Source organism: Gallibacter intestinalis (assembly GCF_014982745.1).
Lineage (GTDB): Bacteria > Bacillota > Clostridia > Peptostreptococcales > Anaerovoracaceae > Gallibacter > Gallibacter intestinalis.
In genome coordinates this window covers 1-13,626 of sequence record NZ_JADCKA010000003.1, presented here as the reverse complement: position 1 = coordinate 13,626, position 13,626 = coordinate 1, and the positions used below count along the sequence as shown (strand labels likewise).

The following is a 13,626-nucleotide window of genomic DNA, read 5'->3' as shown; positions in this document are numbered from 1 at the left end:
TTTTTTACATCAAAGAGCAATATCATGTTAAAATTTATTTTATACACTTCATAAAAAGGAGGATTTATATATGGAAAACAGCAATCTGCAGCACCTAAATGAAATGCTGCCGAGGTTTTCACCTTTTCTCAATAAAAACAATATACGTGTCGTTGACCTGACAGATGATTTCTCAAGATTTGAAATAGATATAACCGACGATCTTGTCAACGAGCATGGCATAATCAACGGCGGTATATTATTTACCATGGCGGATAACGTGGCTGCAGCCCAAGATATTGCAAAAGGCAGAAGCTGCGTCACCTTAAACAGTACAATAAATTTTATCAGGCCAGCTACCGGTAACACCATCGCTGCCGAATCAAAAACAATCTTCACTGGCAGAACAACAGGTGTATACGAGGTATCTGTCATTGATGAAGACGGCACTGTATGCGCAAAAGCGTCCTTTACAATGTTCTTTGTTGAAAACAGACCTGTGGAAAAACACAGATAATAAACATATTAGTAAAATAAATCTATCAGTAAGGAGTAAATAATATATGGAAAGAAATCCGGAGGAACTTAAACAGCGCCTGTTGGATTCCAACGAATTTATATCCGATAACGAAATAAAAATTCTGGAATTCAGCGACGACCATGCAAAACTTGAAATGAAAATAGATAAAGCCGTGCTCAACGGTCACGGCATAGTACATGGCGGAATCATATTTGCAATGGCTGATAATGCCGCTGCAGCTGCAACATTTACCAAAGGCCGTCTGTGCGTAACCTTAAGCAGCACTATCAATTTTATTCGTCCTGTAGTGGGCGAAAAAATGATAGTTGAAGCTGATGCTATTTTTGCCGGCAGGACAACGGGAGTTTACGATGTAAAGGTCACAAATGATCAAGGCACCCTATGTGCAAAAGCATCCTTCACTATGTATTTTGTTCCCGAAAATCTATTTGCGGGAAAATAAATCTTGAATTATAGAATAAAATCCTTTTAAGAAAGTCAAAAGAGTCCCATCGCTTATCTGCGATAGGACTCTTCTTTTTAATCTACTATATTACAATTTCCTCTCCGCAGCGTCCACCACATGCTTCATAAGCACCGATGTTGTAACTGCTCCTACGCCTCCAGGAACAGGAGTAATGCGTACATTTTTTTTGCTGACTTCATCAAAGTCCACATCTCCGGTCATATTGCCTTCCTCATCGACATTTATACCGACATCTATTATTACTTGACCGTCCTTTACAAAATCCTCGGTCACAGCCTTAGCTTTTCCGGCAGCTGCTATAAGCACATCTGCTTCCTTAGCAACTTTATCCATTTCCTCGGTTCTTGTATGACATATTGTTATGGTAGCGTGCTTTGCCATGAGCATCATCGCCACAGGTCTGCCTATGACAAGGCTCCTTCCTATAACCACCGCTCTCTTACCTTTAAGTTCTATGCCGTAGTATTTTAAAATTTCCATACAGGCTTCAGCCGTACATGGTGGGTATCCGATTTTCTTTCCTGAATAAACTCCAGCCATAGCCCTGTCGCCTATACCGTCCACATCTTTTTTCTCTGCAACGGCGTTTCTGACAGCATCATCGTCTATATGCGATGGAAGAGGTCTGAGTACCAAGATGCCATCCACATCATCATCTGCATTAAGCTTATCGATTTTTTTAATCAAGGCTTCGGTGTCAGTATCCTCCGGCAAGGCCAGCTTCAATACTTCTACTCCTACCTTTGCGGCTCTGTTTCCCGCACCCCTCTCATATGCCATATCTGCAGGATCCTCACCTACTCTCACTATGGCAAGCGTCGGTACTTTTCCTTTAGCCTTAAGGTCAGCACACCTTTTTACCAACCCTTCGGTAATAGATGTTGCAACTTCTTTTCCTGTCAGCAATTCAGTCATTAATAATTCTCCGTTCTGTTGATATTTTGTGCCTAGATTTAGAACAGTCCGGAAATCTTTCCTGTGCTGTCCACATCAATCTTTTCAGCTGCCGGTACCTTTGGCAGTCCCGGCATAGTCATTATATCACCAGTAAGAGCCACAATAAAGCCTGCTCCAGCAGATACCTTGACCTTTTTAACAGTTATTTCAAATCCCTTAGGTGCTCCCTTCAGGTCAGGATTATCTGAGAAGCTGTACTGTGTCTTTGCAACGCAAATAGGCAGATTTCCAAATCCCAGTTTTTCAAGTTGCGCGATTTCCTTTTTAGCTGCAGGTGTAAATATTACGCCGTCAGCCCTGTAAATTTTCTTTGCAATGGCATTTATCTTTTCTTCTATGGACATTTCAGTTTCATAGGAGAAAGTAAAGTCATTGTCCTTTTCGCAAAGTCTTATAACTTCCTCTGCCAGCTCGATTCCGCCATCTCCGCCCTTTGCCCAAACTTCGGACAGAGCAACATTTACGCCCAGTTCCTTACATTTAGCTTCAACCATATCCAATTCAGCCTTTGTATCTGTAGGGAATGCATTTATGGCAACTACGCATGGAAGCTTATATACCTGTGTCATGTTTTCCACATGCTGAAGCAGGTTAGGAAGACCCTTTTCAAGAGCTTCAAGATTTTCCTCATTGAGCTTATCCTTAGCCACACCACCATGATGCTTAAGGGATCTTACAGTTGCTACAACCACAACTGCAGAAGGCTTAAGACCTGCTACTCTGCACTTTATATCCAAGAATTTTTCAGCACCTAGATCTGAAGCAAATCCTGCTTCTGTAACCACATAATCTGCCATTTTAAGAGCCATTCTTGTAGCCATTATTGAGTTACAACCGTGAGCTATATTGGCAAACGGTCCTCCGTGTACGAAGGCAGGAGTATGCTCAAGAGTCTGTACCAGATTTGGCTTAAGTGCGTCCTTAAGAAGTGCAGCCATAGCACCCTGTGCCTTTATATCTCCTGCTGTTACAGGTTCTCCACTTCTGTTATATCCCACAACTATTCTGGCAAGTCTTGCTTTAAGATCGTCTATATCAGAAGCAAGGCATAAAATAGCCATTATTTCACTGGCAACGGTAATATCAAAGCCGTCTTCTCTAGGAACACCGTTGGCTTTTCCTCCAAGTCCGTCTGTGATATTTCTCAGCTGCCTGTCGTTCATATCAACGCATCTCTTCCATGTGATATTTCTCACATCGATATCCAGCTCGTTACCCTGCTGAATGTGATTATCCAACATAGCCGCAAGAAGGTTGTTGGCAGCACCTATGGCATGCATATCTCCGGTAAAGTGAAGGTTAATATCTTCCATTGGAACAATCTGTGCGTATCCGCCGCCGGCAGCTCCGCCTTTGATACCAAATACAGGACCTAAAGATGGTTCTCTTAATGCTACAAGCACATTCTTTCCTATTTTCTGCATACCGTCAGCAAGACCAACTGTTGTAGTAGTTTTACCTTCTCCTGCAGGAGTTGGGGTCATCGCTGTAACAAGAATCAGCTTGCCATCCTTAGCATCTTTCTTTTCGCTGAGCAGATTGTAGTCTATCTTTGCTTTGTAATTACCGTAAAGCTCCACATATTTTTCGTCAATGCCGGCTTTTTCAGCAATCACAGTTATTTTTTCAGGTGTATTTTCCTGTGCGATCTGAATATCAGACTTAAAAGTCATTTGAGTTCCTCCTTTGTTCCATCACTATAACATCATAATTATTATAATATAAAAGGGCACTATTACATAAGTAATAATGCCCAGACGGTCGACTTTTTACAAACTGCGATTCCCCTGTGGTACTCCACAATAACCCGTCAGTAATCGCAGCGATTTTTATGATATATCCGATTCTATCTCAGTTACTGAATATTGTCAATTGCCTTTTTCTATGCATTTGCTATGCCCGTATCATCGATGATTTCGGATATATCTTTGTATTTATTGAGTGTATACATATGAATACCTGCAATATCAGTCTTAAGGTATCTGTATATAAGGTCCTTGGTGTATTCCTTTCCCGCCTTTCTGAATTCGTCCGGATCATCTCCGTATTTATCAATCAGAGTCTGGAGTTCCGGTGGTATAGCACATCCGTTTGAGGATGTCATTTTAATAACACCGTTTTTATTTAACACAGGCATAAGACCAACAACTATTGGCGCTGTAACCCCTGCTTTTCTAGCCATATCCAAAAATCTTTCAAAGGCTTCCATATCAAAGCAAAGCTGAGTTACAAAGAACTCCGCACCGTTGTCCTGCTTGCTCTTTAAAAATGCTATATCGCTGGCGAAGTCAGGAGCTTCAATATGCTTTTCAGGATAGCATGAGCCTGCGATGCAAAGTTGTGGAAAATGCTCTGCTATAGCGGCAATAAGATCGTTTCCGTGAGTATAATATCCGCCTGTACCTGTCCAGCCTTCAGGAAGGTCTCCTCTTAAAGCCAGTATGTTTTCCGCTCCCATGTTGACATATCTAGTTACTCTCTCACGAACGTCTTCTCTGCTGTTTCCTATGCATGTAAAGTGAGACATCAAAGTTATTCCCCTCTCAAGGATATTGATGCACACTTCGTTATTTCTTCCCTTATTTGTACCACCTGCTCCGTATGTCACGCTTACAAAATCAGGTTTGAACCTTTCAAGATGATCTATGGTATCCATCAGCGGTTCCATTGGCTGATCCAGTTTTGGTGGAAAGAATTCAAGGGAAAAGCTTCTTTTTTCCTTAAGTATTTCGCTTATTCTCATCGCTGACCTCTCTTTTTTAAAAAACTCCTTCTATGTATAGGACATATTCCCTGCTTTTCTATTCCCTCATAATGGGCTTTTGTCCCGTATCCTTTATTTGAAGCGAACCCGTATCCCGGATATTCGCTGTCATATTCCATCATCAATCTGTCTCTTGTCACCTTTGCCAGCACTGAAGCTGCCGCAATGGAGATGCTTTTAGCATCGCCCTTTATTATACCTTTCTGTTCCATAGGCATATTATCCAGTGTCAGAGCATCTATAAGAAGCATATCAATCCCGCCGACGCCATTTTCTTTAAGCTTTTCATTAAGATTTAACACTGCGCCTCTCATGGCTATTTTTGTAGCTTCCAAAATGTTAATCTCATCGATTATTTCCGGAGAAACCATTCCTATCGCATAGGCTACAGATTTTTCCTTTATCAGCGGAAATAGTTCTTCTCTCTTTTTTTCGCTGAGCTTTTTTGAATCATTTATCTCTATAAGATCAAAATCATCGGAAAGCACTACCGCCGCTGCAACCACCGGCCCTGCCAAAGGGCCTCTACCTACTTCGTCCACACCGGCAATCATGCTGTATCCTTCTTCTTTAAGCTGCTTCTCAATTTTACTCATTTCATCAAAACGCAGCTTATATTTTTCCTCTCTTTTCAAGGAGCTACCTCCAAGGTGATTTTACCTATCTTTCCAGATCGGAACTCATCTAGCACTGTACGTGCAGTTCTTTCGTAATCAATTCTCTTTCCCGACATGATAAAGCCTCTTTTAGCTGCTATCAATTCCATGGAATCCAACGGCGTCTCACCAAGTTCATCTAGCTTATATCTCTCCATAAGCAATTTGGGATATTTTTCCTGAAGCCATTTTATAAGCTCAAGAGCCAGTTCTTCAACCGGTAAAATTTCATCTCTTATGGAACCGCAAAAGGCTAAATCTATACCCGCTTTCGGGTCTTCAAATTTAGGCCACAATATACCCGGAGTATCCAAAAGCTGCATACCATTTTTTAATGTCAGCCACTGCTTACCTCGAGTAACTCCCGGTCTATCACCGGTTTTGGCGCTTTTTTTACCTGTAAGTCTGTTTATAAGTGATGATTTGCCCACATTTGGTACACCGACAATCATCAGCCTCAGATTTCTTTTTACAGATCTTTCACTGTTACGCTTTTCTTGAATATCAGCCAGCACACTCATCAATTTTTTTATGCCGTTGCCACTCATACAGTCAACGCATATAGCCTTATCATTTCCTTTAGAGAAATAATTGATCCATTTTTCACTGGCTGCTTCATCAGCCAAATCGCTTTTATTCATAATGATTACTCTGGTTTTACCTCCAACCATTTCATCGATTATAGGATTTCTGCTGGAAAGGGGAATGCGTGCATCTATAACTTCTATGACCGCATCGACCATCTTGAGATTATCCTTTATGAGTTCCCGGGTTTTCTTCATATGGCCCGGATACCAGTTTATAGTCCCAAGCATTTGTCTTCCTCCGTAAAAATAAAGGAGCCCGTCAGGCCCCTTTTTCTTCTTGTCTTACTCTTCGTTAGCAGCTTTAATCTTAGCGGCTTTTCCTGTTCTTTCGCGCATGTAATTGAGCTTAGCTCTTCTTACCTTACCTTTTCTAACCACTTCGATCTTGTCGATTTTTGGCGAATGAATAGGGAAAGTTTTTTCCACGCCGACTCCGGAAGCAATTCTTCTTACTGTGAATGTTTCGGATATGCCGCCGTTCTGTTTTTTCAGAACAAATCCTTCAAAAATCTGGATTCTCTCTCTAGAGCCTTCCTTTATCTTTACATGAACCTTTACAGTATCACCCACGTTAAATGAAGGTATATCAGATTTCTTATATTCGTCTGTTATCGCTGTCAAAATATCCATCGGTATTTCCTCCTCTCCTCAAAGACGTTCTTGACACATTGTGTGTTCAGAGGACCGTCCGTACTGACCAAATTAGTTTATCATATCAGTATTTCCATTACAAGAGATTTTTATTCTATTCCTCATGTTTTTTTGCTTTTTCTGCCTTTTTTGCATCCTCTGCCAGCTCATCCTGCTTTAAATGTGGTGCTGTCTTATGAGGATCGGTAAGCACAATATAAATATACAGAAAAGCTACTGCCAAAAGGCCAAGGGTTTCCACAAATAAATCTCTGCTTAAAAGTACAGAAGCAACTCCCATAACTCCGCACATTCCGTATATGCAAAGCACCGTTCTTCTCTGTCCCATACCGGCCCTCAAAAGTCTGTGATGCAGATGATTTTTATCTGCTTCCATAATTGATTTACCGCTGATTGCTCTGCGTATTATAGCTAGCAGAGTATCAACCACTGGCAGTAGAAGTGCAAGGCTCGGTATAAGCACTGCAACGATAGTCGCACTCTTTACCGTACCAAGTATCGAAAAGCATGCTAGCACAAATCCTAAGTATTGCGAACCACAGTCTCCCATAAAAGTCCTTGCGGGATAAAAGTTATACGGAAGGAATCCTAAAGCTGCTCCGGCAATGGCCAACATCGGAAATGCTCCTATGTAAAATCCGAATATATATCCCACATAGGCTATACAGAGAGAAGCTATAGCCACAACACCGGCAGCAAGTCCGTCAAGACCGTCCACCAAGTTTATGGTATTTGTTATTGCCACAATCCATATAACCGTTATCAGATAACATAATACAAATGAGAAAGTGGTAATGTTATCGTCAAAGAAAAATGAAATAAATTTTATTCTTACACCGAAAGCAAATACAAAGCTTGCCGCAATAATCTGCCACAAAAGTTTTACTTTTGGCTTCATCCCCTTAAGATCGTCCACAAAACCGACGATAAATACAAGTGTTCCTCCAAGGATAACACCAGCTGTCTGGCTTATCTTTCCGTCAGTTAAAAAATGACCGTCCCAGTCTAGGAAAGCCATGCCGCTAACTCTGTCCACTGCACCCGGCCTGAACAATCCGGATAACATGGCAATTATCAAGGCCACTGTGACTCCTGCAAAAATCGCCACTCCGCCGATTCTCGGAATCGGTTTTTTGTGAACCCTTCGTTCGTCCTTTGGTATATCTATTGCGCCCGTTTTATGCGCAAGTTTTATGCTAAAGGGCACAAGTATCAGCGTAATCACAAACGCAAGAAGATACATTATACCGCATAGCCAGATTACACTAATCTGCATTTAATAACCCTTTCTTCCTTTCCTATGCCCTCGGATGAGTTCTATCGTATATGTCCTTAATTCTGTTCTTAGTAACGGAAAGATATATCTGTGTAGCGGATATATCCTCATGTCCCAAAAGCTCCTGTAATGACTTTAAATCCGCTCCATTCTGAACCATATGTACCGCAAAGGAATTTCTCAAGATGTGAGGTGTAATTCTATCCTCAAGACCCGCCTTTTTTCCGTAAGTCTTTAAAAGCTTCCAAAGTCCTTGCCTGGTCATTCTCTTTCCGTAATAATTTACAAACAATGCTCTTTCGGCTCTATTGCTTTTTACGAACATATCCCTTGCATTTTCCAGATAATCTTCAGCAGCTTCCCTTGCATGTCGACCTAAAGGTACGATTCTTGCCCTGCCTGTTTCTCCTGGACACGCAAAAAAACCTATTCTCAGGTTAACGTCCTCCACATTTGCTGCAATAAGTTCATTTACTCTGACGCCGGTAGCATAAAGGATTTCAAGTATAGCTCTGTCTCTTTTACCCTTCATGGTATTATCGGGAGATGAAAGAAGCCTTTCCACCTCCTCCACGGTCAGATACTCCACAGTCTTGCGCTCTATTCTCGGGGATTTAATATTTGTTGTAGGATTTGAATCTTTCATTCCTTTTTCAACAAAATACTTGTAAAGAGCTCTGATTGAAGCCAGTTTCCTGTTAACAGTCGCCGCCGACTTACCATTATTGCGCAGCTCCATAAGATATGCCACTACATCGGCATTATTTACTTCAATTAGATCTTCCTTACCCTTTGAAGCACAATATCTGTCAAAATCCTCCACATCGCGCCTGTAAGCTTCCAGCGAGTTTTCCGACATTTTCTTTTCGTTACGCAGATAATCCATAAATCTGTCAGTACGCATTTAATTCACCCCGATAGCTTTATATTTTATTAACTGCTGTTTACGCAGTTGGTTTACAATAAATTTTATATCAAAGAAAATATTTTGTCAAAAGCAGTCCGGTCATAGTCTTGCCGTCTGTAATTTCTCCATTAACCACCATTTGTATGGCATCATCTAAAGGGATTTCCTTTATTTCCAACGCCTCATGTTCATCAGGTTGCGGCTTTCCTGGAACAAGTCCTGTTGCAAGATATATGTAAAGCGTCTCGTTTGTATATCCCACCGAAGGGTTAAATTCCGCCATAAGCTTAAGATGAGAAGCTGTATATCCGGTTTCCTCCTTGAGTTCTCTTTTCATGGTTTCAAGAGGGTCTTCTCCCTTTTCAATCTTTCCTGCAGGAAGTTCAGTCACCACTTTTTCCATTGGTTTTCTAAACTGTTTTACCAAAACCACATTTCCGTCATCGGTCAGTGCCACGGCTACGGCTCCACCGTTATGTTCCACGATTTCCCTATATGAATAACCGCCGCCACTCACAGTTACCTTATCTCTTCTTAAATTAAGTATTGCTCCCTTATATATGCTTTCTGATGATACCGTCTTTTCTTCAAATGTCATTTTGCACCTTCTTCTTTAATAATCACTATCATTTCTCAGCAATACTAATCCCAAAGGAAGGCCGTACCTTCTCTCATATCCTTTTCCGCCTCGATTATAGCATCTTTCTTCATTCCGTTGAGAAGTATGGTAGGTATCCCATATTCGCCAGCTCTCTTTGCTGCTTCCAGCTTAGTCACTATACCTCCTGTTCCAAAGGAGCCAACTCCACCGGTTTCTATTTTCTCCATAAGAGCATCAATATCGCGAACCTCTGTTATCAGCTTTGCATCCTTATGTTTTTTCGGATCCTTATCAAATACTCCATCAATGTCACTTAGTATAACCAGCGCATCTGCATTCCACAGATTTCCTGTAAGGGCGCTGAGATTGTCGTTATCACCGATTTTGATTTCCTCTACGCTAACGCTGTCATTTTCATTTATAACAGGTACAACTCCCTCGTCAATCAGCGTAAAAAGTGTATTTCTTATATGCAGCTCTCTTTCGCTGTTGGAAAAGTCATCTCTAGTCAAAAGAATCTGTGCCACATGAATATCATATTTGGCAAAAAACTCCTTATATGCCATCATCAACTCCACCTGACCTATAGCACAAAGAGCTTGCTTATAGTTCATATCCTTTCTACGGCTCCATTTATTTATGGCTCCTACTCCGCATATGCCCGCTCCGCTGGAAACAATTATAATCTGTTTTCCGGATTTTTTAAGGGAAGCAATCTGTTCAACTATATTGGCAATTGCCTCTCTGTCAGGCATTCCCTCTTCTGTGGAAAGGACATGACTTCCGAGTTTTACAACAATTTTTCTGCTGTTTTTAAGTACTTCGCTTATAGCGCTCATTTTCGTTCTCCTTCGCATAAATATGCCACAATTATAACATTTCTGTGTTAGAATATAAACATGAAAATAGTGGATGAGATATATACGGAAGACAAATTCAAACATATTCCCTTTGATTTTTATTTTGCAGGGAAAAAAGGTGCCGTTTTTGACATCGAAACCACAGGTTTAAGTCCGAAAAACAGTGCCCTCATATTATCCGGCTTCGTGATTCCTCAGGAAGACGGCAGATTTTTGTGCAGACAAATTTTCGCAGAAAGCCTCGATGATGAAGCTCTTGTAATCGAACAAACTTTAGACATATTAAACAAACTCGATTACATAATCACTTACAACGGTATCTCCTTTGATATTCCGTTTCTTGAAAAGCGTATGCGCAAGTTAGGAATCCCAGAAAACGATATGCCTTATAACCTTGATATGTATAAGGTTATACGCAACTTTTCGGATATAGGCAGATTTACACCTAATCTTAAGCAAAAGACTGTGGAAAGCTATATGGGCCTGTGGCAGGAGCGAGCCGATGAAATAGACGGAGGTCTTAGCGTAGAGCTTTATGCCTCGTACCTTCTGGACAGAGACCTTGAATGCGAAAGGAAAATCCTTCTTCATAATGCCGATGATGTAAAGCAGCTTTACAGACTTTTAAAGGCTCTGCCTCAATGTGATGTTCATCAGGCAATGTGTACCACGGGCTTTCCTTTAAACTCCAATGCGCGGATATGCAACATAGCATTAAAAAAGGATAAACTTCATGTTACAGCTTCTTTAAAGGGCTATAACGTAGCTTATAAAGAGTATGATGATGAAACCGGTATTTATGTGGACTATTCCAAGGGTTCATTAAATATCAGCTTAAGACTCATACAGGAAAAACCAATAGTTTTCGCAGATATCAAGGATATTGGCTTTTCGCCTTCCCGATTTGAAAACTGCGGAGGTCTTATCAGACATTACCTTATACTCTCCCAAGAGGGCAATATCAACTATCAGGCTCTTGCCACTCTTGGAAAAATCATAACTGAAAGGATATTAGAAAATGGATTATGTTAAACAGGCTCAATTAGCTAAAAAAGATAGTGCATGGCTTTCAGCCCTTGATACTAAAGCCAGAAATAGTGCTCTTATGAAGATAGCAGAAGCTCTTGAATCTTCAAAGGATGTAATATTTAAAGCAAACAAAGAAGATCTTGATAACGCCGTTAAAGCCAAAATCCCGGCACCTATACTGGCAAGATTAAAATTTGACGAGTCCAAGCTGAGCTCGTGCGTTCAGGGGATTCGCGACCTAATCGGTCTAGAAGATCCTTTAAACAAAATACTTTTAAAGCGTCAACTGGACGAAGGTTTGGTTTTGACAAAAATAACGTGTGCCATAGGCGTTATAGGCGTTATATTTGAATCTCGCCCTGATGCTCTAGTACAGATTTCATCTCTCTGCGTAAAAAGCGGTAACTGTGCTATCTTAAAGGGCGGAAGCGAAGCTGCTCATACAAACAGAATACTCTTTGATACAATACACCACGCAGGTGTTGAAGCAGGCCTCCCGGAACATTTCCTCACCCTTGTGGAAGACAGGGCTGGCATCGCCGAACTTCTAGGCTGTCATGATTATATCGACCTTATTATCCCAAGGGGCTCTAACGAATTTGTTCAGTATATAATGGCAAATTCCAAGATTCCTGTAATGGGACATGCTGACGGTATCTGCCATATTTATGTTGCAGAGGATGCCGATATTGATATGGCTCTTAAGATTATTGAAGATTCAAAGACTCAATATGCAGCAGCATGTAACGCCGTGGAAACTCTCCTTGTCAACGAACAGATATATGACAACTTAGTTTCCCGTATAACAGACAAAATTGAGCTTAGAGAAGGAGATTTCAATAAAGAGTACCTTGATTGGATTATGACCGTAAAAAAGGTTTCAGGCCTTCAGGAAGCTATCGAAAGCATAAATGCCAACGGCTCCCATCACACTGACTGTATAATCACTACGGATGCGGCAAAGGCTGATGAATTTATGCGGTATGTGGATTCCGCAGGCGTGTACTGGAACTGCTCAACAAGATTTGCTGACGGTTTCAGATATGGCTTTGGCGCAGAAGTTGGAATAAGCACAGGTAAACTCCATGCTAGAGGTCCTGTCGGTCTTGACGGACTTGTTACATACAAATATAAGCTTGCCGGTAATGGTCAAATCGTAGGCGACTATGCATCCGGTAAAAAAAGCTTTCATTTTAAAGATATAGACTAATTAGCTGTGAAAGGATATTCATATGAAAATTGTATTTCTTGAACCCCTCGGTATTTCAGAGGAACTTCTAAAGGAAAAAATTTCTTCTGTTATTGATGAAGCGGAGCACGAAATAATATATTACAAAGATAGGCAGGAAGATACTGACACCCTTATTGAAAGAAGTAAGGATGCGGACATCGTTGTACTATCCAATTTCAAATATGGGAGAGAGGTAATGGAAAGCTGTCCATCTCTTAAGATGGTATGTGTTGCCTTTACCGGTGTCGATCATGTGGACATTGACTACTGCCACGAAAAAGGAATTACTGTCTGCAACTGCGCAGGCTATTCCACTTCCGCCGTAGCAGATATAGTATTTGCAATGGTCATCTCTCTGGCACGCAATATAATCCCATGCCAGGATAAAGCAAGAAACGGTGGCACCAAGGACGGTCTTGTAGGCTTTGAACTTGACGGAAAGACCTTCGGAATCATAGGAACCGGTGCAATAGGCACCAGAGTTGCAAAGATAGCTAACGCCTTCGGATGCAAGGTTATCGCCTACAGCCGCACAAAAAAAGACCTTCCCGATGTAGAATTCGTTACAATGGAAGAACTTCTGAAAAAATCAGATATAGTTTCCTTGCATGTTCCTCAAACTCCTGAAACCACAGGACTAATAGGCAAAGAGCAGCTAGAACTGATGAAACCAGAGGCAATCCTAATAAATACCGCCCGCGGACCTGTAGTCGACTCCGCCGCCCTGGCCGCCGCTCTAAAAAACGGCACCATCGCAGCGGCCGGAGTGGACGTATTCAACTGCGAACCTCCACTCTCCGCAGAGGAACCTCTGCTGGCGGCACCAAACACACTGCTAACGCCTCACATAGCATTTGCCAGCCACCAAGCCTTTGAAAAACGTGCAGACATAGTAGCCGCAAATATCAAATGCTGGCTAGAAGGGAAACCGCAGAATGTAATCATTTAAAAAGATACCGAAAAAAGGGGTTATAGGACAAAAAGAGTTGGTGACACCCTAGTCCCAATAACTAGGGTAGTCACCTGATCTATGGAATTCAGTCCATACGATTGCATCTCCCCATCCAGGAATTGAATCAGATAGTTTTTCCTGTCTAGTCATCTTCCTGTAAATGTCGGAG

15 protein-coding genes and 1 riboswitch are annotated in these 13,626 nt (G+C 41.4%); of the genes, 5 read left to right on the top strand and 10 right to left on the bottom strand.

Annotated elements, in window-relative coordinates:
* Positions 1 to 70 precede the first annotated feature (70 nt).
* Together INF20_RS02740 and INF20_RS02735 are read left to right on the top strand one after the other, a co-directional pair.
* Positions 71 to 496: a PaaI family thioesterase gene (locus tag INF20_RS02740; RefSeq protein WP_226384863.1), complete on the top strand. Its 426-nt coding sequence runs from the start codon at positions 71 to 73 to the stop codon at positions 494 to 496.
* 46 nt (positions 497 to 542) lie between these two features.
* Positions 543 to 962 (top strand): PaaI family thioesterase, encoded by a 420-nt coding sequence (locus tag INF20_RS02735; RefSeq protein ID WP_226384862.1) that lies wholly within the window; start codon positions 543 to 545, stop codon positions 960 to 962.
* Positions 963 to 1,052: 90 nt separating this feature from the next.
* Here the strand turns inward: INF20_RS02735 and INF20_RS02730 are convergent, their stop codons facing one another.
* The 10 genes from INF20_RS02730 to proB form a co-directional block, all read right to left on the bottom strand.
* Positions 1,053 to 1,901, bottom strand: coding sequence for a bifunctional 5,10-methylenetetrahydrofolate dehydrogenase/5,10-methenyltetrahydrofolate cyclohydrolase (locus tag INF20_RS02730; RefSeq protein ID WP_226384861.1), 849 nt, complete (start codon positions 1,899 to 1,901; stop codon positions 1,053 to 1,055).
* A 38-nt stretch (positions 1,902 to 1,939) separates the two neighbouring features.
* On the bottom strand, positions 1,940 to 3,616 hold the full coding sequence (locus tag INF20_RS02725; protein WP_226384860.1) for a formate--tetrahydrofolate ligase: 1,677 nt from the start codon (positions 3,614 to 3,616) through the stop codon (positions 1,940 to 1,942).
* Between the two features lie 71 nt (positions 3,617 to 3,687).
* A riboswitch (ZMP/ZTP riboswitch) is annotated at positions 3,688 to 3,771 on the bottom strand.
* 54 nt (positions 3,772 to 3,825) lie between these two features.
* On the bottom strand, positions 3,826 to 4,686 hold the full coding sequence (locus INF20_RS02720) for a methylenetetrahydrofolate reductase (RefSeq protein ID WP_226384859.1): 861 nt from the start codon (positions 4,684 to 4,686) through the stop codon (positions 3,826 to 3,828).
* Positions 4,683 to 5,342, bottom strand: coding sequence for a ribonuclease HII (locus INF20_RS02715; RefSeq protein WP_226384858.1), 660 nt, complete (start codon positions 5,340 to 5,342; stop codon positions 4,683 to 4,685). Before INF20_RS02715 ends, INF20_RS02720 begins: the two co-directional genes overlap by 4 nt.
* A complete protein-coding gene (ylqF, locus tag INF20_RS02710; protein ID WP_226384857.1) occupies positions 5,339 to 6,178 on the bottom strand; it encodes a ribosome biogenesis GTPase YlqF in 840 nt (279 codons plus the stop codon). Before ylqF ends, INF20_RS02715 begins: the two co-directional genes overlap by 4 nt.
* A gap of 54 nt (positions 6,179 to 6,232) precedes the next feature.
* On the bottom strand, positions 6,233 to 6,580 hold the full coding sequence (gene rplS, locus INF20_RS02705; protein WP_226384856.1) for a 50S ribosomal protein L19: 348 nt from the start codon (positions 6,578 to 6,580) through the stop codon (positions 6,233 to 6,235).
* 115 nt (positions 6,581 to 6,695) lie between these two features.
* A complete protein-coding gene (locus INF20_RS02700) occupies positions 6,696 to 7,877 on the bottom strand; it encodes a glycosyltransferase family 4 protein (RefSeq protein ID WP_226384855.1) in 1,182 nt (393 codons plus the stop codon).
* Positions 7,878 to 7,899: 22 nt separating this feature from the next.
* Positions 7,900 to 8,781, bottom strand: coding sequence for a site-specific tyrosine recombinase (locus INF20_RS02695; protein ID WP_226384854.1), 882 nt, complete (start codon positions 8,779 to 8,781; stop codon positions 7,900 to 7,902).
* A 70-nt stretch (positions 8,782 to 8,851) separates the two neighbouring features.
* The gene (locus tag INF20_RS02690; RefSeq protein ID WP_226384853.1) at positions 8,852 to 9,382 is read right to left on the bottom strand and encodes an NUDIX domain-containing protein; all 531 of its coding nucleotides are present in this window, start codon (positions 9,380 to 9,382) and stop codon (positions 8,852 to 8,854) included.
* 44 nt (positions 9,383 to 9,426) lie between these two features.
* On the bottom strand, positions 9,427 to 10,224 hold the full coding sequence (gene proB, locus INF20_RS02685; RefSeq protein ID WP_226384852.1) for a glutamate 5-kinase: 798 nt from the start codon (positions 10,222 to 10,224) through the stop codon (positions 9,427 to 9,429).
* 60 nt (positions 10,225 to 10,284) lie between these two features.
* On the opposite strand from proB, the gene INF20_RS02680 reads away from it, so the two are divergent.
* The 3 genes from INF20_RS02680 to INF20_RS02670 are packed head-to-tail and all read left to right on the top strand — an operon-like array spanning position 10,285 to position 13,454.
* Complete coding sequence (locus INF20_RS02680; RefSeq protein ID WP_226384851.1) at positions 10,285 to 11,277, top strand: ribonuclease H-like domain-containing protein; 993 nt, start codon at positions 10,285 to 10,287, stop codon at positions 11,275 to 11,277.
* Entirely contained in the window at positions 11,264 to 12,484 is a 1,221-nt protein-coding gene (locus INF20_RS02675; protein ID WP_226384850.1) for a glutamate-5-semialdehyde dehydrogenase, read from the top strand. The genes INF20_RS02680 and INF20_RS02675 overlap by 14 nt, the downstream gene beginning before the upstream one ends.
* Before the next feature lie 22 nt (positions 12,485 to 12,506).
* The gene (locus INF20_RS02670) at positions 12,507 to 13,454 is read left to right on the top strand and encodes a 2-hydroxyacid dehydrogenase (RefSeq protein WP_226384849.1); all 948 of its coding nucleotides are present in this window, start codon (positions 12,507 to 12,509) and stop codon (positions 13,452 to 13,454) included.
* The last annotated feature ends 172 nt before the right edge of the window (positions 13,455 to 13,626 follow it).